This window comes from Actinocorallia aurea (assembly GCF_054783995.1).
In genome coordinates, this window is record NZ_BAAGPQ010000012.1 from 677,259 (window position 1) to 702,068 (window position 24,810).

27 protein-coding genes are annotated in these 24,810 nt (G+C 73.5%); 16 read left to right on the plus strand and 11 right to left on the minus strand.

Annotation, left to right across the window (positions count from 1 at the left end):
* Positions 1-49: 49 nt before the first annotated feature.
* Positions 50-1,105 carry an aldo/keto reductase gene (locus tag ACYVOM_RS15680; protein WP_460304091.1) on the minus strand — a complete coding sequence of 352 codons (1,056 nt, stop codon included), beginning with the start codon at positions 1,103-1,105 and terminating at the stop codon, positions 50-52.
* Between the two features lie 49 nt (positions 1,106-1,154).
* Positions 1,155-1,841, minus strand: a complete 687-nt coding sequence (locus tag ACYVOM_RS15685; protein WP_460304092.1) for an SDR family oxidoreductase — start codon at positions 1,839-1,841, stop codon at positions 1,155-1,157.
* A gap of 112 nt (positions 1,842-1,953) precedes the next feature.
* Between ACYVOM_RS15685 and ACYVOM_RS15690 the strand changes: the two genes are divergently transcribed.
* The gene (locus tag ACYVOM_RS15690; protein WP_460304093.1) at positions 1,954-2,514 is read left to right on the plus strand and encodes a TetR/AcrR family transcriptional regulator; all 561 of its coding nucleotides are present in this window, start codon (positions 1,954-1,956) and stop codon (positions 2,512-2,514) included.
* A 387-nt stretch (positions 2,515-2,901) separates the two neighbouring features.
* On the opposite strand, the gene ACYVOM_RS15695 is transcribed toward ACYVOM_RS15690, so the two are convergent.
* The 3 genes from ACYVOM_RS15695 to ACYVOM_RS15705 all read right to left on the minus strand — a co-directional run bounded on the left by ACYVOM_RS15695 (position 2,902) and on the right by ACYVOM_RS15705 (position 6,972).
* Positions 2,902-4,173 (minus strand): DUF4158 domain-containing protein, encoded by a 1,272-nt coding sequence (locus ACYVOM_RS15695; protein WP_460304094.1) that lies wholly within the window; start codon positions 4,171-4,173, stop codon positions 2,902-2,904.
* Positions 4,174-4,391: 218 nt separating this feature from the next.
* Entirely contained in the window at positions 4,392-5,036 is a 645-nt protein-coding gene (locus ACYVOM_RS15700) for a response regulator transcription factor (RefSeq protein WP_460304095.1), read from the minus strand.
* Positions 5,014-6,972, minus strand: a complete 1,959-nt coding sequence (locus tag ACYVOM_RS15705) for a histidine kinase (protein ID WP_460304096.1) — start codon at positions 6,970-6,972, stop codon at positions 5,014-5,016. Before ACYVOM_RS15705 ends, ACYVOM_RS15700 begins: the two co-directional genes overlap by 23 nt.
* A 142-nt stretch (positions 6,973-7,114) precedes the next feature.
* On the opposite strand from ACYVOM_RS15705, the gene ACYVOM_RS15710 reads away from it, so the two are divergent.
* Both ACYVOM_RS15710 and ACYVOM_RS15715 read left to right on the plus strand, forming a co-directional pair.
* Positions 7,115-7,414 (plus strand): hypothetical protein, encoded by a 300-nt coding sequence (locus ACYVOM_RS15710; protein ID WP_460304097.1) that lies wholly within the window; start codon positions 7,115-7,117, stop codon positions 7,412-7,414.
* 58 nt (positions 7,415-7,472) lie between these two features.
* Complete coding sequence (locus ACYVOM_RS15715) at positions 7,473-8,060, plus strand: helix-turn-helix domain-containing protein (RefSeq protein WP_460304098.1); 588 nt, start codon at positions 7,473-7,475, stop codon at positions 8,058-8,060.
* Here the strand turns inward: ACYVOM_RS15715 and ACYVOM_RS15720 are convergent.
* Complete coding sequence (locus ACYVOM_RS15720) at positions 8,057-8,308, minus strand: DUF6343 family protein (RefSeq protein ID WP_460304099.1); 252 nt, start codon at positions 8,306-8,308, stop codon at positions 8,057-8,059. The two genes, ACYVOM_RS15715 and ACYVOM_RS15720, sit on opposite strands and share 4 nt — an antisense overlap.
* A gap of 165 nt (positions 8,309-8,473) precedes the next feature.
* Here ACYVOM_RS15720 and ACYVOM_RS15725 point away from each other — a divergent pair, with 165 nt between their 5' ends.
* Positions 8,474-9,712: a sensor histidine kinase gene (locus tag ACYVOM_RS15725; RefSeq protein WP_460304100.1), complete on the plus strand. Its 1,239-nt coding sequence runs from the start codon at positions 8,474-8,476 to the stop codon at positions 9,710-9,712.
* Here the strand turns inward: ACYVOM_RS15725 and ACYVOM_RS15730 are convergent.
* The gene (locus ACYVOM_RS15730; RefSeq protein WP_460304101.1) at positions 9,709-10,734 is read right to left on the minus strand and encodes a chitinase; all 1,026 of its coding nucleotides are present in this window, start codon (positions 10,732-10,734) and stop codon (positions 9,709-9,711) included. The genes ACYVOM_RS15725 and ACYVOM_RS15730 overlap by 4 nt on opposite strands.
* Positions 10,735-10,943: 209 nt before the next feature.
* On the opposite strand from ACYVOM_RS15730, the gene ACYVOM_RS15735 reads away from it, so the two are divergent.
* The 11 genes from ACYVOM_RS15735 (at position 10,944) to ACYVOM_RS15785 (ending at position 19,303) form a co-directional block, all read left to right on the plus strand.
* The gene (locus ACYVOM_RS15735) at positions 10,944-11,984 is read left to right on the plus strand and encodes an NAD-dependent epimerase/dehydratase family protein (RefSeq protein WP_460304102.1); all 1,041 of its coding nucleotides are present in this window, start codon (positions 10,944-10,946) and stop codon (positions 11,982-11,984) included.
* A gap of 112 nt (positions 11,985-12,096) precedes the next feature.
* Entirely contained in the window at positions 12,097-12,345 is a 249-nt protein-coding gene (locus ACYVOM_RS15740; protein ID WP_460304103.1) for a hypothetical protein, read from the plus strand.
* The gene (locus ACYVOM_RS15745; RefSeq protein ID WP_460304104.1) at positions 12,305-12,769 is read left to right on the plus strand and encodes a DUF2795 domain-containing protein; all 465 of its coding nucleotides are present in this window, start codon (positions 12,305-12,307) and stop codon (positions 12,767-12,769) included. The genes ACYVOM_RS15740 and ACYVOM_RS15745 overlap by 41 nt, the downstream gene beginning before the upstream one ends.
* A gap of 6 nt (positions 12,770-12,775) precedes the next feature.
* The gene (locus tag ACYVOM_RS15750) at positions 12,776-13,012 is read left to right on the plus strand and encodes a hypothetical protein (protein ID WP_460304105.1); all 237 of its coding nucleotides are present in this window, start codon (positions 12,776-12,778) and stop codon (positions 13,010-13,012) included.
* A 70-nt stretch (positions 13,013-13,082) separates the two neighbouring features.
* A complete protein-coding gene (locus tag ACYVOM_RS15755) occupies positions 13,083-13,703 on the plus strand; it encodes an HAD-IA family hydrolase (protein ID WP_460304106.1) in 621 nt (206 codons plus the stop codon).
* Between the two features lie 114 nt (positions 13,704-13,817).
* Entirely contained in the window at positions 13,818-14,243 is a 426-nt protein-coding gene (locus ACYVOM_RS15760; RefSeq protein WP_460304107.1) for a hypothetical protein, read from the plus strand.
* Positions 14,244-14,314: 71 nt separating this feature from the next.
* Positions 14,315-14,656 carry a YciI family protein gene (locus tag ACYVOM_RS15765; protein WP_460304108.1) on the plus strand — a complete coding sequence of 114 codons (342 nt, stop codon included), beginning with the start codon at positions 14,315-14,317 and terminating at the stop codon, positions 14,654-14,656.
* Positions 14,657-14,660: 4 nt separating this feature from the next.
* Complete coding sequence (locus tag ACYVOM_RS15770; RefSeq protein WP_460304109.1) at positions 14,661-16,625, plus strand: DUF6596 domain-containing protein; 1,965 nt, start codon at positions 14,661-14,663, stop codon at positions 16,623-16,625.
* A 227-nt stretch (positions 16,626-16,852) separates the two neighbouring features.
* Positions 16,853-17,500, plus strand: a complete 648-nt coding sequence (locus ACYVOM_RS15775) for a hypothetical protein (protein WP_460304110.1) — start codon at positions 16,853-16,855, stop codon at positions 17,498-17,500.
* Between the two features lie 148 nt (positions 17,501-17,648).
* The gene (locus ACYVOM_RS15780; protein WP_460304111.1) at positions 17,649-18,176 is read left to right on the plus strand and encodes an RNA polymerase sigma factor; all 528 of its coding nucleotides are present in this window, start codon (positions 17,649-17,651) and stop codon (positions 18,174-18,176) included.
* On the plus strand, positions 18,173-19,303 hold the full coding sequence (locus tag ACYVOM_RS15785; protein WP_460304112.1) for a hypothetical protein: 1,131 nt from the start codon (positions 18,173-18,175) through the stop codon (positions 19,301-19,303). Before ACYVOM_RS15780 ends, ACYVOM_RS15785 begins: the two co-directional genes overlap by 4 nt.
* Before the next feature lie 169 nt (positions 19,304-19,472).
* Here the strand turns inward: ACYVOM_RS15785 and ACYVOM_RS15790 are convergent, their stop codons facing one another.
* The gene (locus ACYVOM_RS15790; protein ID WP_460304113.1) at positions 19,473-19,922 is read right to left on the minus strand and encodes a DNA-binding protein; all 450 of its coding nucleotides are present in this window, start codon (positions 19,920-19,922) and stop codon (positions 19,473-19,475) included.
* Between the two features lie 613 nt (positions 19,923-20,535).
* Here ACYVOM_RS15790 and ACYVOM_RS15795 point away from each other — a divergent pair.
* Positions 20,536-21,306, plus strand: coding sequence for an aldo/keto reductase (locus ACYVOM_RS15795; protein ID WP_460304114.1), 771 nt, complete (start codon positions 20,536-20,538; stop codon positions 21,304-21,306).
* On the opposite strand, the gene ACYVOM_RS15800 is transcribed toward ACYVOM_RS15795, so the two are convergent.
* The 3 genes from ACYVOM_RS15800 to ACYVOM_RS15810 form a co-directional block, all read right to left on the minus strand.
* Positions 21,250-23,634: an FdhF/YdeP family oxidoreductase gene (locus ACYVOM_RS15800; RefSeq protein WP_460304115.1), complete on the minus strand. Its 2,385-nt coding sequence runs from the start codon at positions 23,632-23,634 to the stop codon at positions 21,250-21,252. The genes ACYVOM_RS15795 and ACYVOM_RS15800 overlap by 57 nt on opposite strands.
* A 104-nt stretch (positions 23,635-23,738) precedes the next feature.
* A complete protein-coding gene (locus ACYVOM_RS15805) occupies positions 23,739-24,461 on the minus strand; it encodes a GNAT family N-acetyltransferase (protein ID WP_460304116.1) in 723 nt (240 codons plus the stop codon).
* A 49-nt stretch (positions 24,462-24,510) separates the two neighbouring features.
* On the minus strand, positions 24,511-24,774 hold the full coding sequence (locus ACYVOM_RS15810; RefSeq protein WP_460304117.1) for a helix-turn-helix domain-containing protein: 264 nt from the start codon (positions 24,772-24,774) through the stop codon (positions 24,511-24,513).
* Between the last annotated feature and the right edge of the window lie 36 nt (positions 24,775-24,810).

The window sequence follows — 24,810 nt, forward strand, 5'->3', positions numbered from 1 at the left end:
GGGGCAGGACTTCGTGCGGTGCGCCCGGTGGCGCCCGTTCTCCGGGGTGTCAGGCCACCGGCGGGGCCGGGGTGGCGAAGCGGTCGGCGGCGCCTCCCTGGATGCCGTTGAGGGTGAAGCCGATCCCCTCGTGCGGGATGCCGAGGGGCACCCGGCTGACCTCGGACAGGCGATCGAACTGCTCAGGAGCCAGGGCGACGTCCAGGGCGTCGAGATAGCCGTCGAGCTGGGCGAGGTTGCGGGGGCCGATGATCGGGACGAGGGCGGTCGCCGAGCGGGCGGCGCGCTCGCGCAGCCAGGCGATCGACACCTGGGCGGGCGTCGCCCCGGTCTCCTGGGCGACGGCCAGGACGGTGTCGACGACGGCGGTCTTCTGGCCGGTGTCCTCGGTGTGGATGACCGCGCCCAGGTCGCTCAGCCGCCCTTCGGCGCTGCTCCGGTACTTTCCGGTGAGCAGCCCGCCGCCGAGCGGGGACCACAGGGCGGCCCCGAGTCCCAGGCTCTCGGCCATCGGGAGCAGCTCGCGGTCGGCGGTCCGCTCCACCAGGCTGTACTCGACCTGAACGCCCACCAGGGGGGCCCAGTCCTTCAGGTCCGCGAGGGTCACCGCCCGTGCGACGCGCCAGGCGGGGAAGTTCGACAGGGCGGCGTGGTGGATCTTGCCGGAGGCCGTCAGATCGTCCAGGCCGCGCAGGATCTCCTCGATCGGGGTGAGCTGATCGGGGAAGTGCACCCACAGCAGGTCGATGTGGTCGGTGCCCAGCCGCTTCAGGCTGGCCTCCACCGAGGCGACCATGTTCTTGCGGCTGTTGCCCGTCCTGGACACGTCCGGATGCGGGGACGCGCCGAGGGAGAACTTGGTGCCCAGGACGAAGTGGTCCCGGTCGGCGGAGACGAACTCGCCCGTCAGCTGCTCGGACTCTCCCACCTGGTAGACGTCCGCGGTGTCCAGGAAGGTGCCGCCGGCTTCGGCGAACCGGTCGAAGATTCGGCGTGCCTCGTCCGGCTCGGCGCCCGCGCCCCAGCCGGTGCCGAAGTTCGCGGTGCCGAGCGCGTACTCGGACACGCGCAGCCCGGTCCGGCGCCCGAAAGTCGTATAACGCATCAGGATTCCTTGCCTCGGAAGATCGATGGGAGGAGATCGCGGAGCGGTCTCAGCCGACGTTCGGCGGGGCGCCCAGGCTCTGCTTGACCAGGCGGGTGATCTCGTCGGCGAGGATCTCCGGCAGCCCTGCCTCGATGCCGTCCAGGGCCTGCGCGGCGACGGCGGCGGGGGAGGTCTTCTGGTCGGCGGGGACCTCCGCGGCCATGTCGGTGTCCATGTAGCCGACGTGCAGTGCCGAAACGGCGATGCCGCGGGGCGCCAGCTCCTCCCGGGCGGCGTTGGTCAGCGCCCACCCGGCGGCCTTGGCGGCGGCGTAGGAGCCGAGGGCGCCGGGGTGCAGCCAGGACAGGACCGACAGGACGTTGAGGACGGCCCCGCCGCCGTTGCCCTCGATGACGGGAGCGAAGGCCCGGGTCACGTTGAGCGGGCCGAAGAAGTTGGTCTCCATCTCCAGGCGCACCTTCTCCAGGCCGCCGGAGATCAGGGCCGCGCCGGTGGAGATCCCCGCGTTGTTCACCAGCAGCGTCGCGTCGGAGGCGATGAGGGCAGCCTCGCGGATCGAGGCGGGGTCGGTCACGTCCAGCCGCAGGGCGACGGCGCCCGGCAGGTCGATCGTCTCGGGGCGGCGGGCCGCCGCGTACACCTTCGCCCCGCGCTCGAGGAGCTGCGCGGCCAGCTCCCGGCCGAGCCCCCGGTTCGCGCCCGTGACCACCGCGACCGCGTCCTTCAGTTCCATGCCCGCTCCCTGCGTCGTGGGCGCCGCCCACCGGCGCCCTCTTTAGATTACGACTAGCATCTAACCCGAAGAGTAGGATAGATGCCAACCGACATCCAAATGGAGGTGAACTATGGGCCGCGTATCGCAGGCACAGGCGGAGGAGAACCGCCGACGGGTCGTGGAGACCTCCTCCCGGCTTTTCCGGGAGCAGGGCACCCACGTCAGCGTGGCCGACCTCATGAAGGCGGCCGGCCTGACCCACGGCGGCTTCTACAAGCAGTTCCCCTCCAAGGAGGCGCTGATCGACGAGGCCACCGCCCACGCCTTCGGCGAGCTCACCCGGATCCACACCGACGGCCTGGAGCAGCACGAAGGGCAGCGCGACGCCGCCCAGCGGGCGCTGATCAGCACCTACCTGTCCACCGAGCACCGCGACGGCCCCGCGGACGGCTGCCCCGCCGCCGCGCTCGCCTCCGACATGGCCCGCGCCACGGGCGACCGCGAGGCCCGACGCGTCTACACCCAGGGAGTCCGCGACTTCGCCGCGTTCCTGGCCACCGACGACGAGGACGGCCTCACCCGGCTCAGCACGATGATCGGCGCACTCATCCTCGCCCGCGCCACCCAAGGCTCCCCCCTGTCCGAAGAGATCCTCACCACCGTGCGCACGGCCCTGACCACGACCGCCTGACCGCCCTCTCGCAGAAATGGCCACTTCCGCGAACCGCACACCGTCACCACAACTGCGGACGCCACCGGCCCGCGAAGCACGCCCGCCTGCAGACACCTCGCTGCCGACCCGCTAACGCCGTCCGTTCGGTTGCAGCTCAAGCCCCGAAGCCACCCAGATCGTGCTGAAGGCCGCCGGGCCAGCCCGGACCATGCCTTGCGGGTGTGGGTACTGATCCACAAGCAAGCCGAAGGCACCTGGGGCGCAGGAGGCACGATCATCCGCTTCGCCGACCTCAAGGCCCTGTCCAAAGCCTCCAAGGAGCCAGAACTCTGAGCCCCTCCACCGTGTCCTCCCCTCACGTGGGAGGACACGGAACATCACGCCGCTGACCGTTGCCCCGCAGCCTTAGTCCTCACCCTCATCATCCTGGCCGGGGTCGCGCAGCGGGCGGATCCCGGTGGGACCGAGGTCGGGCCGGGTGAAGGAGTAGGTGCCGTTGACGTTGATGTGCGCGCGGACGAACGGCGACAGCCGGGCCACATCTTCGTCGCGCACCGGGTAGCCCTGCCTCTTGAGCTCTGCGAGGGCGGTGTCGATGTAGAAGGTGTTCCACAGGGTGACGCAGTTCAGGACGAGGCCGAGCGCGCCGAGCTGGTCTTCCATGCCCTTGTAGTAGAGCTCGCCCTTCTTGCCGTGGAAGATCCTGCTCGCGAGGGCGTGGCGGCTCTCCTGGAGGTTGCGGATGCCCTTGATGTCGCGCCGGTAGGGCTCTTCGACGGCGTAGGTGAGGATGTGGAGGGTTTTGAAGATGCGGCCGTAGTGGGCGATGGCGTCTCCGAGCGGGGTGGGGGTGCCGTCGCGCTGGATCATGCGCAGGACGTCGTGGGCGCGGACTTCGCCGGTGTAGATCGACACGACCCTGCGGTACGGCACCTCCGGTGGCAGCACCAGCTGCCCCGCACCCACCGACAGGATCTCCCCCGCCCGCTCCAGTGCCTTCTCCATGTTCCGGCCCGACGGCACCGACAGGCCCCTGCGCCACCGCTCCAGATCAGAGGCCCGGCGGCCGTCCGGCACCTCCAGCAGCAGTTCCAGCACCGCCCGCTGCCGCGACGTCAGCACCCCGTAGAGCGCCTGGTGCAGCCGGTCGGTCGCCTCGTCCCGTACCCACGCCACCAGCCGCGCCAGCGTCGAGACCCCCGGCAGCAGGACCTTCCGCTCCCGCAGCCACACCACCCCTTCGTGGAACAGGAGCTTCTTGCCGTTGCCCGTCGTCCACGCCCGCGCGTCCACCCACGCGGTGAACTCGGCCTCCACCTCCCCGAACTCACGCAGCCCATAGGCCTGGCGGATCTTGTCCTGATGCTCGAACGGCGTTGCCCGCCGCTCGGCGTACCGCTGGAACAGCGAGACGTCCCCGATCCCCAGCTGCCCGGCCACATACGCCACGACCTCGGGCGGGACCTCCAGCGGATCGGTCAGGAACCGGCCCACGAACCGGGCCGTGCACACCTGCAACGCCCACCCCAAGCGGTTGGGCGCACCACGCCGCTCAGAGACCAGCGCCCGGTCCGCATCATCCAGGAAGAAGAACCGCTCCAGCTCCGCCCGCGACGGAACCCCCGAGAACCGGCCATACGCAGCCGCCTCGACATCACTCAAGAACTCAACAGGCATAAGCCCAGAAAGTAGAGCGCACCCGAGCACCCGCCCGGCCCGAAGATCGAACTGTTACGCACCCACCCGCCCCACCACACCCCACACGCCGCGAACGCCCAGCTCACAGCTATGAAAGCAACTCTGAAACGAGCTCCCAGCGACGACCGCCCTTAGCGGGACTTTTCGTTCCGATGTTCGTCATGCCCCGAGACGGCCCCGCTCAAGCCCCATGCCTCTCACGCCCCGTGCCGCTCGCCGGACAGGTAGGCCAGGACCGCTTGGACCCTGCGGTGGCCGGAGCCCTCGTCCAGGCCCAGTTTGGTGAGGATGGAGCGCATGTGGGTCTCCACCGTCCGCTCCGCCAGGTGGAGCCGCGCGGCCACTCCGGCGTTGGTGTGCCCTTCGGCGACCAGCCCCAGCACCTCCCGTTCCCGCGCCGACAGCGCGGCGAGGCCGCCGTGCGCGGGGGCCAGCAGCGCCGCGACGATCTCGGGGTCCAAGGCCGAGCCGCCGTCGGCGACCCGCCGGAGCGCGTCGAGGAAGTCCGCGACGCGCAGGACGCGGTCCTTCAGCAGGTAGCCGAACCCGCCGGTGGCCACGAGGGGAACGGTGTGGCGTGTCTCCACGTGCTGGGACAGCAGCACGATCGGCAGCCCGGGGTGGTCGGCGCGCAGCGCGGCCGCGGCGACGGCTCCGTCGTCGGTCATCGTCGGCGGCATCCGCACGTCGATCAGGGCGAGGTCCGGGAGGTGCTCGGCGACGGCGGCGTGCAGGGCGGGGGCGTCGCCGACGCCTGCGGCGACCTCGTGGCCCGCCTCGCGCAGGAGCCGGATCAGGCCCTCCCGGAACAGGACCGAGTCATCGGCCACGACCAGCCGCATCGGGGATCACCACCTTGACCGTCGTGCCGCCGCCGGGCGGGCTGTCCACCTCCATGGTGCCGCCCACCGAGGCGACGCGGTCGCGTACCGAGACGGGTCCGGTGCCGGCGCCGCCCGCGCCGTCGTCGCGGACCTCCACGCGGAGCGCCCCGTCGGCGTCCATCGCGACGCTGATCGCGACGCTGTCGGCGCGGGCGTGCTTGAGCACGTTGGCGTAGGACTCGGCGACGGCGAAGTAGACGGTCGTGGCCAGGACCTCGCTGACGGGCGGGTCGGCGACGCGCAGGGTGACGGGGAGGGGCGCGTCGGCGAGGAGGCCGTGCAGGGCGGCGGGCAGGCCGTCGTCGAGGCGGACGGGCCGGATGCCGTGGGCGAGGCGGCGGAGTTCGGCGATCGTCGCCTCCAGGGCGGCGACGATCTCGTCGACGTCGCCGTGGACGGAGTCCGGGAGCCTCCGCTGCAGGGAGCGCAGCCGCATTCCGACGGCGACGATCTGCTGCTGGGCTCCGTCGTGCAGGTCTCTTTCCAGGACGCGGCGCTCCTGGGCGGCGGCCTCGACGATGCGGGCGCGGCTGGCGCGCGCGTCCTCCAGCGCCTCGCGCGACTCCAGGCGCAGCCGCGCCACCTCGATGGGCAGGCGCGCCCAGCGGGCGGCGTCGGCGGCGCGGCGCAGAGCGCGCGCGCCGGTGTCGCCGCAGACGATCCAGCCGACGTCGGTGCCGCCTCCGCGCAGCGGCAGGACGCCGGGCCCGTGCGGGGCGGGGTGGTCGCCGGCGGGCTCGGCCGGGTCGCGGACCCGGCCGCCGGGCAGGGCGACGAGCAGGCGCAGGTCCGGGTCGTCCAGGGTGCGGGCGAGGACGTCGCGGACCTGTTCGGGTTCGGCGGCGCCGTCGCGCACGGCCGCGGTGAACCTGCCGATCTCGGCGCGCGTCACGTAGCGGTCGCGGTCGACGATCCTGCCGACCCGCGCGTCGATCCTGCGGTGCAGTGGGAGCAGGAGCAGGGCGGTGGCGAACGCGCCGCCCGCGGCGCCGCCCGGGCCGTCCGACCCGAGCAGCCGTCCCGCGGCCAGGACCACCGCCGTGAAGAGCGCCGCGGACACCGCGGTGGTCGCCAGCCAGGCCAGGGAACCGCTGAGGAGGCGGTCGATGTCGAACAGGTCGTGGCGCAGGACCGCGACGGCGACCGCGGCGGGCACAGCCACGAGGATCGCCAGCAGGAACCACGTGTAGGCGGCGACGGGAGGAGCGCCGAGTTCCTCGGCGTACCAGCCTCCCACGAGCAGGACGGGCACGCTGCCCGCGCCGAGGACCAGCCACCTCAGTTGGGCGCGCTCACGCGGCCCGGCGCGGCGGTGGCGCAGCGCCGGGCACAACGCGGCCGCGCCGACGACGAGGAGGAGCGGCCCGAACACCGCGGCCGACAGGAGCAGGGAGGCCGGGCCTTCGAGCCGCCCCTCGTGGCCGCGGAGCACGCCGACCAGGACGGTCTCGGCGACCGCGACGCAGGGCGCGGCCCGTGCCAGAAGCTGCCAGCGGCGTCCTGGCGGGAGGCCGTCGGGGAACACCAGGCACAGCGCGACGAATCCCGCGAGGTGCCAGATCCAGGAGCCGAGCGCCGCGGTGTGCAGGGGTGCGGGCAGCGGCCAGTGCGCGGGGCCGGACGCGGCGGCGTCCCAGTTCTCGAGGGCGGTGACCGCGACGGGGGCGGCGCCCACCCAGCACAGCGCGGGCCCGACCGGTGTGCGCGGGGCGCGCAGGGCGACGAGCACACCGAGGGCGAGCGGCAGGAAGGCGACCGCTGCGCCGACGGCGGTCTCGACGGCAGAGGCGGCACCGGCCAGGCTCGCGGCGGTCTGGATCGCGGCCGAGGCGGCCCACACCGCGACGGGGGCGATGACGGGAAGGCGCGGGGGCGGGGCCGCGGGGGTGGCCATGGCCCCATGATGGCGGCCGCCGGGCCCGGCCGGTATCCGTGCGGGCACGTAGCCGGGATCCGGTGGCAGCCGCGAAGCGCCGTCCGGCCCGCGGCCCGCACACTCGGGGGCACTCGCACCTTCGACAGAAAGCTGACCCCTCATGGAAGTCCTCCTGCTGCCGGTCGCCCTGCTGCTCGGCTTCGCCGTGCGCGACAGGACTGCCGCGTTCCTGTCCTACGTCGCCGTTCACGGTTTCGTGTTCACGTTCCAGACCATGACGCTGCTGCGGGCGTGGGTCGGCGGCGACCGCTCGGCGTTCCCCGCCGATCCCGACTCCCCCGCGTGGAGCTACGCCCTGGTCAACGCCGTGATCTACGGGGCAGGTCTCGGCCTGGTGTTCGCGGGCTCGCGGCTGCGTGCCCGCCGGGCGGCCCGGCGCGCGGCCGTCGATCTGGGCTGAGCCCTGGCGTGGCGCCCGGCACCGGTCGCGGTGCCGGGCGTAGGGCAGACTCGGGTGGGTGGACGAGGATCTGGACAGGGCGCTGGGGGCGGTGGGGCCTCGGTTGCGGGTGCTGCGGCGGGAGCGGGACAAGACGCTGTCGGAGGTGGCGGCCGAGACGGGGGTGTCGGTGAGCACCCTGTCGCGGTTGGAGTCGGGGGCGCGCAAGCCGACGCTGGAGTTGCTGCTGCCGCTGGCGCGGGCCTACGGCGTCACCCTGGACGAGCTGGTGGACGCGCCCGAGACGGGTGATCCGCGGGTCCATCTGCGGCCGGTGTCGCGGAACGGGATGACGATGCTGCCGCTGACGCGCCGGGCCGACGGCATCCAGGCCTTCAAGCTGGTGATCGCGGGCGGGGCGCGGGGCGAGCCCGATCCGCAGACCCACGAGGGCTATGAGTGGCTGTACGTCCTGAGCGGGCGGCTGCGGGTCGTGCTGGGCGAGCACGACCTGGTGCTGGCGCCGGGCGAGGCCGCCGAGTTCGACACGCGCGTCCCGCACTGGTTCGGCGCGGCGGGGTCCGAGCCCGTGGAGATCCTCTCCCTGTTCGGCCGCCAGGGCGAGCGGGCGCATCTGCGCGCCAGGCCGAGGTCGCGGCCGTCCTAGCCGCGCATGCGCCGGCCGATCACCACGAGGTCGATCGCGGCGACGAGGGCGGTGGCGGCCGTGATGGCGGCGATCACCCAGGGGGCCGCGCCGGGGCCGTCGCCGTGCATGGCGCGCAGGGCGAAGACGACGGTGGCGACGACCGAGGCGACCAGCGCGATCGAGGACAGGACGGCGCGCAGCCGCAGGGGGCTGCGGGCGGTGACGGGTTCGGTGCCCGCCCGCCGCGGAGTGTCCTTTCTGCCCATACCGGTCCGGTTTCCCGTGGTGGGCGGGTGAAACCGGCCGACCGGGCCCGGCGCCGAGCGGGCTTGGTCCCGACGCGGGTCCGTCTTGACGCGGCGGTGGCCTGGAAGTGGGGAGGTCTCCAGGGGCGGACGGGTGCGCACCCGTCCCGGGGAGGGGAAGGGGCCATGGACGGGGTCGATGTGGAGGGGGTCGATTTCGCCGCGGTCTTCGACGCCATGCCGATCCCCACGACCGTGCTGGCGCCCGACGGGACGTTCCTCGCCGTCAACCGCGCGTTCGAGAAGTCCTCGGGCCGCACCCGGGCGGACCTGATCGGCGCGAAGATCTTCCAGCGGTTCCCCGGAGGCCCGGCCGACCAGGGCGTGGACAGGCTGCGGGCGTCGCTGGAGCGGACCGTCGCCGAGCGCCGCGTCGATGTGATGCCGCTGCTGCGCTACGACGTGGAGTCTCCCGAGGGGGTCGTGGAGGAGCGGTACTGGAGCTGCATGAACGCGCCCGTGATCGGTGAGGGCGGCGAGGTGAGGTACGTGATCCACCGGGTCGAGGAGGCGACCGCGTTCGTCGACCAGGTGCGCAGGCGGGCCGCGGTGGCGGCGGGCGGCACCCTGTTCGGCCTGGAGGCGCGCATGCAGGTCATCGAGGCCGACCTGTTCGCCCGCACCGCCGAGCTCCAGGCCGACAACCTGCGGCTGCACGGCGCCCGCGAGCGCGACACGCAGGACGCGGAGCGGCTGCGCACCCAGATGGAGGAGCAGCGCAAGGCCGTCGCCGACACCTCCCATGACCTGCGCGGCCCGATCACCGGCCTGCAGACCCGGTTGCAGGTGGCGCTGGAGGATCCGCTGGCCGATCCGCAGGACATCCTGCGGGCGGCGCTGCTGGACGCCGAGCGGCTGGGCGACATCGTGGCGGATCTGCTGGAGCTGGCGCGGTTGGACGCGCGGGCGCCGACGAAGACCGCGCCGGTGGACCTGGCCGAGGTCGTGCGGGGCTGCCTGGGGCGCCGGGGCGCCGACGGACCGCGGATCGAGGCGCGCCTGGCGGAGGGCCTCGTGGTGACGGGGTCGGAGGTGCGGTTGGCGCGGATCGTCGACAACCTCGTGGCGAACGCGGTGCGGCACGCGCGGTCGCGGATCGACGTGGAGGGGCTGGCCGAGGACGGGCACGCGGTGCTGCGGGTGCGCGACGACGGCCCGGGGATCCCGGAGGAGGACCGGGAGGCGGTGTTCACGCGGTTCTTCCGGCGGGCCGACGCGCGCAAGGCCGATCCGGCGGGGACGGGGCTGGGGCTGCCGATCTGCCGGGAGATCGCGCACGCGCACGGCGGTTCGGTCCGGGTGGCCGACAGCGAGGCCGGCGCGCTGCTGGAGGTCCGGATCCCGCTGGCGGACGCGGCCCGCTAGAACCCTGCGGTGATCTTGGTGAACTGCCAGGGCTGCTGGCCGGTTCCGCTGCAGTTCGTGACGGGGTCGCCGCCCTTGGCGCAGGGGCGGTCGCGGTTGAGCGACCAGAACGACAGCCGGCCGAGGCCGCGCTGGGACGCCCAGTCGCGGATGCGGGTCCAGGTGGCGGGGGTGGTGACCTCCTTGTCGTCGGTGATCCCGCCCATGCCGGAGATGCCGGACCTGCGGTAGGCGGTGGCGGCGTTCCAGCCGTTCGCCTTCATCAGCCGCTTCCTGAGGTCCTCGGCGGCGGCGACGGTGTCGGTGTACATGTCCTTGCTGCCGCCGAAGTTGAACGGCATGACGGTGTAGTTGTCGACGGGCGCCTTCAGGGCGGCGGCGCGGTCCAGGAGGCGCTGCCCCCACTGGTCGAGCCCCTTCTTGCCGGTGCTCGTGGTGAGGATGAGCGCGACCTTGGGGTTGTCCGCCTTGATGATCTTCATGGCCCTGAGGATGCGGTCCTGGACCGCGGCGTTCTGCAACTCGTCCCGGTTCTCGATGTCGAAGTCCAGCGCGGTGGGCGCCAGCGCGTCGATGACCTTCTGCACGGCCTTCGCGTACGCCTCGGGCGTGGTGCAGCGGGGGCCGAGCTTGCGGCCGGACCAGCCGCCGAACGACACGTGGACCTGCCCGCCCGCGGCCCTGATCGCCCGGGCGGTCCTGTCCTCGGCACCGCCCTTGAGGCGGCGGCCTCCGTCGAACGCGGGCGCGCACTTGCCGTCGGACAGGGCGAAGGACAGGGTGAAGGCGGTGATGCCGGTCGCGGCCATGACCTCGCGGACCTTGGGCGGACTGCCCCAGCCCAGGTGCAGGTAGGGCGCGGAGGCGATGATCGGGCCGCCGGATCCCGCGACGCGCACGGCCTCCTCGCTCGCCGACGGCGCCGGACGGGGCCCGTCCCCGCCGGAGGCGGCGCAGCCGACGCACAGCACCCCCGCGGTGAGGCCGGAGGCGATCCCGATGCCCAGGTGCACGCCCTTCATGCGCTTGACTCCTCCGCCTGCCGCAGCGGCGTGCCCGGTGCCGTCGGGGCGGTCCCCGTCGCGTCCTCGGGGCGCGCCCACGCCCAAAGCCTAGAGGGCTCCCGGCCCGGCGGGCACCGGGGATGCGTCCCGGTTCGCCGCGTTTCCCGATCACGGAGGCGGGGAGAGAGCTCATAATTACTCTCAGTAACGAAACGGAGGGGGTCGGGATGCGGGTCGTCGTCATCGGCGCCACGGGCAACCTCGGGCTGGCCACCATGCGGGCGCTGGCCGCCGAACCCGGCGTGACCTCCCTGCTCGGCGTCGCACGGCGCCGACCCGACCTGGAGATCGAGGGCGCGGGCTGGGCGCGCGCCGACATCACCTCCGACCGGCTGGACGGCCTGCTGGCGGGCGCGGGCGCCGTCGTCCACCTCGGATGGGCGTTCCATCCGGCGCGCGACCCTGTGGCGACGTGGCGCACGAACGTCCTGGGCACGACCCGCGTGCTCCAGGCGGCGGCCCGCGCGGGCGTCGGCGCGGTCGTGTACGCCTCGTCCGTCGCGGCCTACGCGCCGGGCCCGCCCGAGCGGCGGGTGGCCGAGGACTGGCCGACGTTCGGCTACCCGACCTCGGCCTACAGCCGCGAGAAGGCCTATGTGGAGCGGCTGCTGGACACCTTCGAGGCCGATCAGCCGGGCATCCGGGTGGTGCGGCTGCGGCCGGGCCTGGTGTTCAGCCGCGGGGCCGCGTCCGCGCAGCGGCGGATCTTCGCCGGGCCGCTGCTGCCGACGGTGCTGCTCAGGCCCGGCCGCGTCCCGGTGGTCCCGGACGTGCCCGGCCTGCGGTTCCAGGCATTGCACTCCGACGACGCCGGGCGGGCGTTCGCCCTGGCGGCGCTGCGGCCGGTGCGGGGCCCGTTCAACCTCGCGGCCGAGCCCGTCCTGGACGGCCCCGCCATCGCGGCGGTCCTGGGCGCGCGCACGGTCCGGATGAGCGCCGGGGCCGTGCGGGCGGTCCTGGCGGCGGCCTACCGGCTGCGCCTGGCGCCGATCGGCCCTGAGCTGTTCGACGTGGTCATGCGCCTGCCGCTCATGGACACCGGGCGGGCACGGGCGGAGCTGCACTGGACGGCGCTGCGGTCGGCGGCCTCGGCCCTGCCCGAGCTGATCGAGGGCCTCCACGAGGGGGCGGGCGACCGGACGCCGGTCCTGCACCCGTCGTCGGCGGCGTCCCGGGCGCGGGAGCTGTGGTCGGGCGCGCGGGGCTGAGGGCCCGCCAGGTCACGGCCGAGCCCTCGCCGGGGCCAAGTTCTGTGTTCGGGCTTGGCGGGGGCCGGTAGATCTCCCGTTGGGGGCGGGATTCGCGGGGTAGGGCTGAGATATGGATGAGTCGGACAAGCGATGGGAGCCGGAGGAGACCCACGACAAGTTCTTCGCCCCCGTCACCCGCGGCGGGGACGCACGCGGCCGCACGGTCCCCTCCGAACGCGACAAACCAGGGGTGAGCGGCACCGGGGTGCCCGGTGTCACCCGGCCGGCCCCCGATTCCGGTACCGCCGACGAGGCGGGCGTGCGCGCGGCCGAGGAGCATGACGCGTCCCGCCGCCACCGCCCTCGCGCCGCCCCCTGACCCAGAAAGGCAGCAGACCATGGACAAAAGCGGCAACAAGCACGGTGCCCGGCTGGACGAGGAGATGCGCCGCGAGAGCGAGGGCCTGACCCGCAGCGGCGGCCCCGTGCGCGCACGCCCCTGGGACGACCCCGAGCCGATCGACACCGACACCGGCCGCGACCCCACCGCGACCCTCGACGACCGGCGCGGCGCCCCGCCCGGGCTGACCCCGCGCGAGGTCGAGGAGCGCAGCGAGTTCGCCGCGGCGCTCGCGGGCGTCCAGTACCCGGCGAGCCCGGGGACGCTGGCCGAGCACGCGCGCGGGTCCGGCGCCCCGGACGGCGCGGTGGACCGGCTGGCGCACCTGCCGGACCGGTCCTACCAGGCGCTCCCGGAGGTCGTGCGGGACCTCGGCATCGGCCACGAAGACCGCCGCGTCTAGGCCGCCATGGACCACGGACCCGACCGCGAACCCGGCGCCGGCGGCGAACCCGACGTCGCACCCGACGTCGCACCGGACAATCGGACGATGGCCGACCGGCGCGCCGCGCTGGGCCTGCCGCAGGAGGAGGACGAGCCGGACTTCGCCGAGGAGCACGCGCCCGGCCCGTCCTTCCCGCCCATCGCGCCCGCCGACGGCCGCGGCGGGCAGGACGAGGGCTACGAACCGCAGACCCGCGTCTGACCGGACCCGCGTCCGACTCTGGCGCCGCCTTGCGGGCGGGGCGGCGCCGCCGGTTCGTAGACTCGGGTCCATGGACCTGGCGACGATCGACGCGATCCTGTTCGACATGGACGGCACCCTCGTGGACTCCGACGCCTCGGTGGAGCGGTCGTGGGCGGTGTGGTCGGCCGAGCAAGGCGTCTCGGTGGAGCGGGTGCTGGAGGTGGCGCACGGCAGCCCGTCGGAGGTGACGATCCGGGGCCTGTTCCCCGGCTGGGACGCCGAGGCGGTCTCGGTGGCGGCCGCCCGCCAGTTGGCGCTGCAGTACGACGACCTGCACGATGTGGTCCCGACGCCCGGGGCGCTGGACCTCCTGGCCCGTCTGGGCGAGATCGCCATGCCGTGGGCGGTGGTCACCAGCGCCGACCAGCGGCTGGCCAAGGCCCGCCTCGGCGCGTGCGGGATCGTCCCTCCCCTGCTGGTGACCACCGATGAGATCAGCCGGGGCAAGCCGGATCCCGAGGGGTTCCTGCGCGCCGCCGCCGACCTCGGCCTGTCTCCCGCCCGCTGCCTGGTCGTCGAGGACTCCGCGCCGGGCATCGCCGCCGGCCGGGCCGCGGGCTGTCCCGTCGCGGCGCTGAAGGGCCTGCGCGCCGATCTTGATCTTCCGGGCGGGCTCCCGGATCTCCTGGCGCTGCTGCCGTCGTGCTGACGCCGCTTGGGGGCGTGTTGGGCGGACCGTTCCGCTCGCGTGGCGCGAGCCGGGGTATGCGCGGAGGTGAGACGCGGATTTCCGGGAGGGGACTGCCATGCGCAGGGGTGTGCGGTGAAGGCGGGGCACGTGCCGGGGCGGATCGCCGCGGGGGCCTACATTCTGCATTCGGGGCTGGGCAAGTGGAGCGGCGGCGAGCAGGAGGCGGCCGGGGTGCACGGGATGGCCGCCAGCGCCTACCCCTTCCTGGGCAAGGTGCCGCCGCGCAAGTTCCTGAAGGCCGTCGCGGCGGCGGAGATCGCGACGGGGACGCTGCTGCTGACGCCGTTCGTGCCCGCTCTAGTCGCCGGGTCGGCGCTGTCGAAGTTCTCGGCGTCGCTGCTCGGCATGTACTGGCGGACCCCCGGCATGCACAAGCCGGGCAGCATCTGGCCGACCCAGGAGGGCATGGCCGTCAGCAAGGACGTGTGGCTGCTGGGCATCGGCCTGGGCCTGGTCGTCGACGGCCTCGCCGGCTGCCGGGCCCGATCCCGTTCCTGAGGGGTACGATCCGGGTTCCCCCGGGCGCGTTCCCTGTCACATCGCGGTGGCGTCGTCCGAGTGAAAGACACATGACGACGAAGGGAAACACCCCGATGCGCTACCTGATGCTGTCCGAGGCCGGAAGCAACGCCCCCGACGAGAAGCTGTTCGCCGAGATGGGCGCGTTCGTCGAGGAGATGACGGCCAAGGGCGTCCTGCTCGCGACCGGCGGCCTGGCCCCCGCCCCGACGGTGGTGTCGTCGCTCGGCGAGGAGATCACCGTGACCGACGGGCCGTTCGCCGAGTCCAAGGAGGGCGCGGTCGGGTTCGCCCTCGTCGAGGTGTCCTCCCACGAGGAGGCACTGGAGCTGGCGCGCCGGTTCCGCCTGATCGTGGGCGACGGCCGCAGCACCGTCCACCAGGTCTTCTGACCCGGTGGACGGGGTCCGGGCCCGGCTGGACGCGGTCTGGAAGCTGGAGTCCGCGACGATCGTCGCCGCCGCGGCGGCGATCGTCCGGGACGTCGGTGCGGCCGAGGACTGCGCCCAGGAGGCGCTGCTCGCGGCGCTGAACACCTGGCCGGAGTCCGGAGTTCCGGACAATCCCGGCGCGTGGCTGACCGCGGTCGCCAAGCGCCGGGCCCTGGACCACCTGCGGCGGCTGCGCCGCGCCGAGCCCGACAGCGACCGGGTCGCCCTCGCCGGCGACGCCGCGGCGTCCCAGGTCGTGCACGAGGGCGACCCGGACGAAGGCGACGAGGTGCTGCGGCTGATGCTGCTCACCTGCCATCCGGTGCTGCCGACCCGGGAGCGGGTCGCGCTCACTCTCCGGCTGGTCGGCGGTCTTTCGGCGGCGCAGATCGCGCGGGCGTTCCTCACCACCGAACCCGAGGTCGTCCACCGGATCGCGGCCGCCCGCACGGCGCTGGCCCGCGCCGGGGTCGGGTTCGACCGGCCGGAAGGCGCGGAGTTCACCGCGCGCCTGCGCTCGGTGCTGGGCGTGGTGTACCTGGTGTTCAACGAGGGGTACTCCGCGACGTCCGGCGGGGATCTGATGCGACCGGACCTGGTGCACGAGGCGCTGCGGCTCGGCCGGACCCTGGCGCTGCTCGCCCCGGGCGAGAGCGAGGCGCACGGCCTGATCGCGCTGATGGAGCTGCAGGCGTCGCGGTCGGCGGCGCGGGTCGGCCCGGACGGCGCGCCGGTGCCGCTGCACGAGCAGGACCGCGGCCGGTGGGATCCGCTGCTCGTCCGGCGGGGCTTCACCGCGATGCTGAAGGCCCGCGACCTGGGCGGGCCCCCGGGCCCGTACCTGGTGCAGGCGGCGATCGCGGTGTGCCACGCGCAGGCGTCCGGGGAGGCCGACACCGACTGGCGGAAGATCGCGTCGCTGTACGGGATGCTGGAGGCGCTGCTGCCTTCGCCGGTCGTGCGGCTGAACCGGGCCGTGGCCGTCGGCCGGGCCGACGGCCCTGAGGCGGGGCTGGCGATCCTGGACGGGCTCGCGGCCGATCCTGCGCTGCAGGACTACCATCCGCTGCCCGCGGTGACGGCCGACCTGCTGGAGCGGGCGGGCCGCACGGACGAGGCGGCCGTGCAGTACGAGCGGGCGGCGGCGCTGACGGGCAACGGCCCGGAGCGGGCGTTCCTGGAACGCAGGGCGGCCGCGTGCCGGGCCGCCGCACCGCCGCCGTCCGGACCGCTGCTGGGCGACGCGGCGGCGGCGTTCCTTTCCGGGCTGGAGGGCGCGACGGCGCGCTCCTACGGGCAGACGCTGGCGCGCCTGTGCCGGACGCTCGGCGAGGCGCTCGCGCTGGACCGCCTCGACGCCGAGGCGGTCGCGCGGGTGATGGCGACGGCGTGGGGCGGGGCCGCGCCCCGGACGTGGAACCGGCACAGGGCGGCGCTGCGGTCGTTCGCGGCGTGGGCGGACCGGCCGGATCTCGCGGCGGGCCTGGTGCGGCGTCCGGCCGCCCGGGGCAGGGCCGCGCCGTTGGCGGGCGCGGTGGTGGCGCGGCTGGCGGACCTGCCGGGCGCCTCGGTGCGGGAGCGGACGCTGTGGCTGCTGCTGCACGAGTCGGGCGCGCAGGTCGGGGCGGTGCTGGCGCTGAACGTGGAGGACCTCGACGCCCACGCGCGGCGGGCGGGCGCGATCACCTGGTCGTCGGGGACGGCGCGGCTGCTGCCCGGGCTGGTCGGGGCGCGTGCGCGCGGTCCGCTGTTCCTGACGGACCGGCGGCCGGGCCCGGCCCGCACCCCGTCCGATCCGCGGGACCTGTGCCCGGAGTCGGGGCGGTCGCGCCTGTCGTATGAGCGCGCCGAGTACCTGTTCAAGCGGGCGACGCGTCCTTTGGACCCGTCCGGTGAGGGTTTCACGCTGCGGCTGCTGCGCCCGTCCTGATCCGGCCCGAGGTGAGACGACTCCGTTCTCTGGGGACGGGGCCGCCCTTTTTTGATTTTTCAACGGATTCCATGGAGTGGAGCGTTCCGCCGAAGGAAATGCGCAAGAAACATATGCGCCAGGGGTTGCCCGGATCTGCGGACACCGGCATGATCACACGTTGTCTTCGCAACAGTCATCGCACCAGTAGACAGAAAACATTTTCGCCCACTGGAAGGACCGAACGAATGACCGCAACACCCGAGACCCCGCTGTGGCTGCGGGGCCGTGAGGCAGTGATCGCCGCGACGCCCGCCGAGCACTGGCGCGACGGGGAGGCGCCCGACTACCACCTGTCACACGAGCTGATGCCCGGCCAGCGCACCGCGATCCCCGCCCCGGACTCGCTGGAGGCCGTGGTCGAGAGCATCGTCCAGGTCTTCGAGATGGAGGTGTCCTACAAGAAGGACCCCGCCACGTGGGTGTCCATGGTGACCGAGCAGTTCCGCACCAACGTCAACGGCGGCGCGTGGGCCGACGCGGCGGCGATCGCCGACGAGGGAAGCTACAACATCCTCATCGGCGACAGCCCCTTCTATGCCGCCGAAACGTTCGAGTCGTCCCACGACGTATTCCACACCGCTTTTCCGACGGGCTTTTTCTGGGAGATCCTCGAAGTCCTCTCGCCGCCCCCGGTCGTCGCTTTCAAATGGCGCCATTGGGGCGCTTTCACCGGCGAATACAAAGGCCACGCCCCCACCGGCGCCACCATCGAGATGTTCGGCATGAGCGTCGCCCGCGTCAGCGACGACCTCCGCCTCCTCGAAGTCGAGCACTACTACGACCCCAACTCCTTCCTCGGCAACCTCACCAACGGCTGCCCCCTCACCCCCTGACCCCCGCGCGGGCGGCCCCCGCCGCCCGCGCCTCGTCCCGAGTGCGGCGAGGTGGGCGGGGCGCCCCAGGGTGTGTGGTGGCTGAAGTCCTCTCGCGAAAGATGGGCGAGGGAGGCAGCAAACGCGTGGGGGTGGGGGTCTTCTTTGTGTGGAGAGTGAACGGGTGGTCCGGTGGGCGGCCGCGGTGCCGGAGCGCGAGAGGCTGCCCGCGTTCTACCGCGAGCAGCAGACGGGGCTCGTGCGCCTGGCGATGATGCTCGTCGGCGACGAGGTCACCGCCGAGGACGTCGTGCAGGACGTGTTCGTGCGGCTGCACCGCAGCGCGCCCGTCCTGCGGGACGAGGCGAAGCTGCTGGCGTACGTGCGGGCGGCGGTGCTCAACGGGTGCCGGTCGGTGCTGCGGCGGCGCAGGCTCGCGCGCAGGCACGCCGAGTGGTACGAACCGCCGGTCTGGTCGGCGGAGTCCGAGGCGATGCTCGGCGAGGACCACCGCGCGGTGATGCGCGCGCTGCACCGGCTGCCGCGGCGCAAGCGCGAGGTGCTGGTACTGCGCTTCTACGCCGACCTCTCCGATGAGGAGATCGCGGTGGCGTTGCGCGTTCGCCCTTCCACGGTCCGGTCCACCCTGTCGCGGGCGCTGTCGGCGCTCGAACGAGAACTGCGGGATGCCCCATGAACGTTGAGGACAGGCTCAGGGCCGCGCTGCGCGGGACGGCGGACCTCGTCGAGGACCGCCCCCGGCCGCTGCCCGCCGCACGCCGCCGGATCGGGAGGCGGTTCGTCGTCCCGGCGTGGTCGGCGCTCGCCGCCGCCGTCGTGATGCTCACGCCGTCCGCGCTGCCGGACCACCCCGGCGGCCCTGGCGGCCCTGACGCGGTGGCCTCGGCTGACGGCGGCATCGGTGCGGCCCCGCAGTTCTTCGTGGCGATCTACCCCGCGACGGAGTTCCGGGAGGCACGCTGGGAGTCGCGCAGAACGGCCTCGGGCGAGGTGCTCGGCGGCGCGCCGGCCGGCCCCGGCGAGATGTACGTCTCGGTCACCGGCGTCCCCGAGCACCGGGCGGCCGCCGCCCGGTCCTTCCTCCTCCTGACCCGGACGGGCGAAGGCTCTCGTCCGGGCTGCGCGCGCTACCGCGTCTACGCGATCCACCTCGACGACGACGGGCGGTTCCTGTCCTGGAACCCCGAAGACGTCGACTTCGAGGCGGCCGACGGCGCCCCTGCCCATCTGGCCACCACGGCGAAGGGCGACGAGATCGCGTACTCCTACCGCGAATGCGGAGTCCCGGGCGGGCAGCGCATCGCCCACCACTGGAACGGCACCACGACCACCTGGGACGCCGGCGGCTCGGTGCTGAGCCTCGCCTACACACCCGACGGGCAGGGCGTCGTGGTGTTCCAGCGCGGCGACGACGGCGGTGAACTGCTGGTCAGCCGCACCTACGACCCGTCCGACACCACGGTTCTGCTGCGCGAGCACGCCAAGGCGCTCGGGGATCATGCCGGCGACCTGCTCAGCGCCGGGCTCACCCCCGACGGCGAGCGGATCACCGCGGTGCTCGGCGCCCCTGCCGGCGGCGTCTCGGTCCTGCGGGTCGCGGAGCTGCGCAAGAACGGCGACCTGCTCGGCGTCACCTACCGCGAACCGGCCGTCGAGACGCCGCGGGACGGTGCCGTCCAGGTCGACCAGCATCGAGGCGGGCCCGAGCTGCTCGTCCAGGCGGGGGGCACCATCCTGCTCCCGGGCTCCGTCTCGAAGGCCGTGGTCCTGGACGACCCGCCGCCCACCGATCTCGCCTGGTGACCTGCCCCCCGTCGATCCTGCCCCACCCCACCCGGCGGGCTTCCGCGCGCCCGGGGAGGAACGCATGGCATCCGCAGTGCCGGACCGGCCGACGGCCACCCGGGACCGCACGCACCGGCTCCTCGTCCAACGACGGCCAGCCGTGCCCGACGTGTCGGACTCGTCCCGCCTACCGTTCAACGATGGGATCAGAGGCAGCGCGTTCGGCGAGCCGTTCGGAGCGTTGGCGGGCAGCCTGCGGAGTGCCCAAGCCGAGGCCGAAGGCGATCTCCTGCCAGGTCATACCGCGCCCCCGGGCCATCATGAGCAGACTGGCCTCCAGTTCGTCGAACTCGGCGCGCACGCGTGGCAGCAGGGTCAGCGCGGCCACCAGGTCGCTGTGGTCCACTTCCGGTTCATCGTCGTTGAGCGTGGCCGCGCCCGACAGTAGGAAGGCGACGAGCCGCACGGCCTCATGCGGGCCAGGGACATCCGAATGTGCCTGGCGAGCGCGCATCCGGGCGTCGCCCGCATGCCTGTCCCGGATGCGGAACAGGGCCGCGACCTCACGGTGGGCGCGGGTCCGGCCGGGATCGGGTGTCGTGAAGAGATCGTCAGGAGACTGCTCCGTGGAAGCCATGCGCCCATCCTGATGTCCAAACATCTCGTTGTCAACGGATTGCATTGAACAGTTCGTTCAAACGTATTCGTTGGGGCCGGGCACCAAGTGGAGGCCACAGCGACGGCGCGAACCGACCGACCGGTGCCTCCGTTGCGGGCGACTCGACCGACCCCGGGAACCACTCATCCCGCCGTCCGGACATGCGGACCGGAACCGTCTGGCCGCCCCCGTCGGGTAGAACACCTGCTCCCGATCCGCCTGCGACGGCACCCCGGCGTACCGGCCATGAGCCGCCTCATCGATCACTCGCGGTGAGCGGCAGCCGAACGGCCAGCGTGTCCCCGAGCCGGTAGACCGCGTTGACGGTCCCTCCGGAGGCCACCCTCACGACCGGGCAGAACCGCCAGCTGCGGGAGCTGGTCCCGGATCAGTCGCTCGACGAGGTCGGCGTGGATGTCGGCGTGGATGTCGGCCTCGTCGCCATGCATCTTCACCACGCGTCCACGCGAACCGCTGGCGCGGGGTCTGGGGTGGGGGTGACACTCGGCGGATGGGGCTTGAGTCGTGTGGCGGGGCGCGTGGCGCGCGGTTCGGGGTGTTGTGTCCGGGGGGTGGGCCGGCTCTGACCCGGATGGGATGTGGCGCGGTCGTGCCGTCCTCGGCGGGCTCGGCGGGTGGGGCGCGGACGCTGCTGCGCCGGGCGCTGCGGCTCGGGATCACCTACGTTGAGGTGGGGGCCGCCGCGGGCCTGGTGCGGGAGGCGCTGCGCCCGTACCCGCGGGACGTCGTCCTGGCCGCGACGGTGGGGGCGGAGCCGGGGGGTGTGCGGGCCGAGGTGGAAGGGCTGCTGCGCGTCCTGGGCACCGATCGGATCGGTCTGGTGTACCTGGCGGGCGGCGCGCCGCTGGAGTCGTTCGGGGTGCTCGCCGAGCTGCGGCGGGCGGGCCTGATCGGGCGGCTCGGCCTGTGCGGCGCCGACGTGGCGCGGGTCGCGGACGCCTCGGCGCTGGGGCCGGTGGCAGCGGTCCGGGCCGCGTTCGACCTGGCAGCGGGCGACGATGACGTCCTGCGGCTGTGCGAGAACGAGGGGATCGCCTTCGTGGCCTCCCGGCCGCTGCCCGCCGACGGCGCCCTGCCGGCCCGCGCGCTGGCCGTCGTGGACGACGTCGCGGCCCGCGCCGAGGCCACCCGGCTGCAGGTCGCGCTGGCCTGGCTGCTGTGCCGCTCCCGCACGACCCTGGCCGCGCCCCCGCTCCTGAGCGCCGACGGGCTGCGCGAGACCGCCGGGGCCGGCCTTCTCCTGGACCCCGCCGACCTCGCTCTCCTCGACGGCCTGCGACGGCCGTCAGCGCTCGACGGCGAGGTCCTCGACGGCGGCGGGCCGCACCGTCTGAGGGCGTGACGGCGCCACGGTGATCAGCAGGTGCTTCATCAGCGGCTGGTCGCTCTGCGAGCTGTAGTCGCCCGCCGCGCACAGCACGTTCAGCTCGGGCATGTAGCCGACGGCGCTGCCGCGCGGCAGGTCGTAGGGCAGGGCCGTGTAGCCGTGGACGGTGCGGCGGGTGCCGTCGCGGGCGATGGAGGTGATGTCGATGAGGGAGTGCGGGGCGAGGTTCTGCTCGGCCATGTCGGCGCGGTTGAGGAACAGGACGGTCCGCAGGTTCGCCAGGCCCCGGTAGCGGTCGTCGTCGGTGTAGATGGTGGTGTTCCACTGGTCGTGGGAGCGGACCGTCGCCAGGACGAGGTGGCCCGCGGGCGGCGTCGACGGCGACAGCGGCGCGTCGGAGAACTCGGCGCGTCCGCTCGGGGTGCGCCAGACGCGTTCGCGGGCGGGCTGGGCGAGCCGGAACCCGTGGGGGCGGCGTACCCGCCGGTTGAAGTCCTCGAACCCGTACAGGACGCGGGCCATGGTGTCGCGGATGCGGTCGTAGTCGTCGGCGTAGGCCTCCCACGGGGTGGCGCTGTGCGGGAGGGTCGCGCGGGCCATGCCGGCGAGGATGGCCGGTTCGGAGCGCAGGTCGGGTGAGGCGGGGACGCGTTTGCCGATCGACAGGTGGACCATGCTCATGGAGTCCTCGACGGTGACGCCCTGCGGGCCGCCGGGCCGCTGGTCGCGCTCGGCGCGGCCCAGGCACGGCAGGATGAGGGCGCGCCTGCCGTGTTCGAGGTGGCTGCGGTTGAGTTTGGTGCTGACCTGGACGGTCAGATCAAGGCCGCGCAGCCATTCGGCGGTGCGGACGGTGTCGGGGACGGCGAGGGCGAAGTTCCCGCCGAGCGCGACGAAGGCCTTGAGGCGGCCCTCGCGCATGGCGGCCAGGGTGCCGACGACGTCCAGGCCGGGGCGGCGGGGCGGGGTGATGGCGCAGACCTGGGCGAGCCGGTCGAGGAAGTCGTCGCCGGGGTGGTGGTCGATGCCGCAGGTCCGGTTGCCCTGGACGTTGCTGTGCCCGCGGATCGGGCAGGCGCCGGCGCCCTCGGTGCCGATGTTGCCGCGCAGCAGCAGCACGTTGGCGATCTCGCGGATGGTGGCGACGCCGTGCTCCTGCTGGGTGATGCCGAGGCACCAGGCGATGATGGTCCGCCGCGAGCGCCGGTAGACGCGGGCGGCGGCGCGGATGACGGCTTCGGGCACGCCGGACTCGTCGGCGAGCAGCGTCCACGGGGTGGCCTCGACGACGCGCCGGTAGGCGGCGAGGCCGTCGGTGTGGCGGGCGAGGAACTCGGTGTCGAGCGCGCCGGGGTCGGTCTCGGCCATCTCGAAGAGGGTTTTGGCGATGCCGCGCAGGAACGCCTGGTCGCCGCCGATGCGCGGCTGGACCGTCATCGTGGCGGTCGGGGTGGCGTGCAGGGTGCCCATGGCGACGAACTCGTGCGGCACGATCGTCTTGCGGGAGGCCGCCTCGACCATGGGGTTGACGTGCACGAGCTGCGCGCCGTTCCGGTAGGCCTTGGCCAGGGCGGTGAGCATCCGAGGCGCGTTGGAGGCGGCGTTGACGCCGATGACGAAGATGGCCTCGGCCTTGTCGAAGTCGTCGAGGTCGACGGTGCCCTTGTTGCTGCCGATGGAGGCTTGCAGGGCCTCGCCGCTGGCCTCGTGGCACATGTTGGAGCAGTCGGGCAGGTTGTTGGTGCCGTATTCGCGCACCCACAGCTGGTAGAGGAACGACGCCTCGTTCGACAGGCGTCCGGAGGTGTAGAACGCGGCCTCGTCCGGGGAGGCGAGGCCGCGCAGGGTGTCGCCGACGACGGCGAAGGCCTCGTCCCAGCCGATCGGGACGTACCGGTCGGTGACGGGGTCGTAGGCCATGGGCTCGGTGAGGCGGCCGGCCGCTTCCAGGGCGTGGTCGCTCCAGGTGCGCAGTTCGGTGACGGTGTGGGCGGCGAAGAACTCAGGTCCGGCCCGGTGGTGGGTCATCTCCCAGGTGGCGTGCTTGATGCCGTTCTCGCAGATGTCGAGCTTCAGGCCGTGCTGGTCGTCGGGCCAGGCGCAGCCGGGGCAGTCGAACCCGCCGTCCTCGTGGTTCATCTTGAGGATCGCGCGGCTGCCTGCGAGAGGTTCGCGGGTGCGGAAGAGGACCTCGGCGACGCTGCGGGCGGCGCCCCATCCGGCGGTGGGGTGGGTGTCGGGCCGGAAGGTGAATCCGCCGCCGCGGTTCGGGCCGCGCCCGCGGTTGCGCTCCCCTGCCTTCCCGATCCCGAACTCATCGCGCATGCCCGGCTCGTCGCTCATATCCGGTTCCCTCGCCGGGGTCCCCCCGCGCTACACCCGGCCCCCGCCAAGATCTCCGCCAAGATCTCCGCAAGCACGGATCGTCGGATGAGCGGCTTGGTGGATCAGACTGTGGCGGGCGGGGGGCGCAGGGCGGTGAGGGGGTGGAGCTGGTGGCCGTCAGGGGTGAAGTTGTCGGGGGCGAGCCAGGTGGTGAAGGCGCGCTTGAGGGTGGGCCATTCGGTGTCGGTGATGGAGTACCAGGCGGTGTCGCGGTTGCGGCCCTTGTAGACGACGGCCTGGCGGAAGACGCCTTCGAAGGTGAAGCCGAGGCGCTGGGCGGCGGCGCGTGAGGGGGCGTTGAGGCTGTCGCACTTCCACTCGTACCTGCGGTAGCCGAGGTCGTCGAAGACGTGGGCCATGAGCAGGAACTGCGCTTCGGTCGACAGGGCCGAGCGGCGCATCAGGGGCGAGAACGCGACACTGCCGACCTCGATGACGCCGTGGGCCGGGTCCTGCCGCATCAGCGCGAGGGTGCCGACGGGACCGCCGGTGCCCTGGTCGACGACCGTGTAGTGGCGCGGGTCGGGGCCGAGGGCGGCGGTCTCGGCCCAGGCCCGGTAATCGGCGGGGTCCTCGAACGGGCCGACGGTCATGTACGTCCAGTCGCGGCCGTCGGGCGCGGCGCGGTAGGCCTCGAACAGGCCTGCGGCGTGCCGGGCGGCGTCGAGCGGCTCCAGGCGGCAGCGGGCGCCGTGCAGGACGACGGGCCCGGGCAGCGGGCGCGGCGTCCAGCCGGGCACCGGCTCGCCGATCGGCTGGCCGAGATCGTTGACGCGCGGCGGCATCGCTCCCCCTTCGTGCGGGTCCCGGGACAGGGTACGGGCCGCGGCGGGGTCAGGACGCGCGGGGCTGCGCGGTGTCGCAGGTGATCTCGGCGATCCGGTCGAGGGACAGGTCGAGGGCTCCGGCGATCGCCGAGATGGTGAAGAAGGCGGGGGTGGGGGCGCGGCCCGTCTCGATCTTGCGCAGGGTCTCGGGTGAGATGCCGGCGCGGGCGGCGATCTCGGTCATGGGCCGTTCGCCGCGGGCTCGGCGCAGGAGCTCGCCGAGGAGTTCGCCGCGCATCCGCTCTTGCGGGGTCAGGGGAGGTCGCACCATGGACGTGATACTAATACCGGTATAACTATTGGTCCA